Below are 1,306 nucleotides of genomic sequence, written 5' to 3' on the forward strand. Positions count from 1 at the left end.
CGGCCGCGCAGGCGCTGCAATGCGCTGCGGGGCAGGGCCCAGGGATCGGCAGCCATCGAGGGTCAGGGCGCCTTGGGCGGGCCGCTGCGCGCAGGCCAGCAAGTGCAGCAGCGTGGTCTTGCCCGCGCCCGAGGGGCCGATCACGGCGACCTGCTCGCCCTGTGCCACCGCCAAGTCCAGGCCGTGCAGCGCCGGCGCCGCGCTGGCGCGTGCAGCCGGGTGGCGCACGGTGGTGTTCGTCAACCGCAGTTTCATGGGGAAATCACGCTGCAGCGCTTGTCAAATATGCGCTGTCAGCTACTAAAAACAGAGCAACTGCGGTCACTTGATCAGGCCCGCGCTGCGCGCTGCGGTCTCGATGCCCTTGTAGTTGCTGGCCTGGGTGGGAATGAAGCGCGTGGCGCGCTGCAGCGCGAGGATTTCCTTGCCTTCGGGGGTGGCGGGGCTCAGGTCGAGAAACGCCTTGGCGATTTTTTCGCGCTGGGCTGCCGGCATGTCACTGTGCACGGTCCAGTTGTAGTCGAAGTAGGCCGGGGTGGTGAAGATGACCTTCACCCGGGCCGTGTCCACCTTCTTGTCGGCCACGAACTTTTCCCACACCGAGATGTTCAGTGCGCCCGCATCCACCTTGCCCGAGGCCACGGCGGCGATGGTGGCGTCGTGCGCGCCCGAGTAGGCCACGCGCTTGAAGTCCTTGTCGGGGTCGATCTGGGCCTGCAGCAAAAAGCTGCGCGGCATCAGGTGGCCCGAGGTGCTGGACTGCGCGCCAAAGCTCACGGTCTTGCCCCTGAGGTCGGCCAGGGAACGGATGGCCGGGTCGGCGCTGATGAACACCGAGCGGAACTTCTCGTCTTCTTCGCGCTGCACCAGGGGCACGACCTTGCCGCCCGAGCGGATGCTGGCCTGCACAAAAGTGAAGCCGCCATACCAGGCCATGTCCACCTGCTTGTTGGCCAGCGCCTCCACGGCTGCGGCGTAGTCGGACACCGGCGTGAATTCCACCTTCGTGCCAAGCTTTTGCTCCAGGTACTTCACCAGCGGCGCCGCCTTGCGCGCCAGCTCGGTGGGCGATTCGTCGGGGATCGCCGTGATCTTGAAGACCGCCTGGGCCTGCGCCAGGCCGGCCAGGGCCAGGGCGGCGCCAGCCAGCGCCAGCTTCAGTGCGCGGATCGGGGAGAAGGGTCGGGTCATGGAAATGTCCAGATAAAAAATGGGAGCCGGTGCCGGCAAGGGGAGTCGGGGTCTGCGGCGGGGCGGCGCCGAGCGGGTGATTGTCGCGGTTCCTGCCGCGTGCGCTCACGGCCGG

1 protein-coding gene and 1 pseudogene are annotated in these 1,306 nt (G+C 67.5%); both read right to left on the bottom strand.

The features are described from left to right. Positions 1-255 (bottom strand): annotated as a pseudogene (locus ACDELDRAFT_RS22575) (ATP-binding cassette domain-containing protein); the annotation flags it as partial. A gap of 66 nt (positions 256-321) precedes the next feature. Then, complete coding sequence (locus tag ACDELDRAFT_RS22580) at positions 322-1,191, bottom strand: putative selenate ABC transporter substrate-binding protein (RefSeq protein WP_005801272.1); 870 nt, start codon at positions 1,189-1,191, stop codon at positions 322-324. Positions 1,192-1,306 lie beyond the last annotated feature (115 nt).

Origin of the sequence: Acidovorax delafieldii 2AN, from assembly GCF_000175235.1 — a bacterium.
Classification (GTDB): Bacteria; Pseudomonadota; Gammaproteobacteria; order Burkholderiales; family Burkholderiaceae_C; genus Acidovorax; species Acidovorax delafieldii_B.

Coding starts and splice junctions, on each gene's coding strand:
- ACDELDRAFT_RS22580 (WP_005801272.1), bottom strand. CDS start 1,191: ATGACCCGACCCTTCTCCCCGATCCGCGCACTGAAGCTGGCGCTGGCT.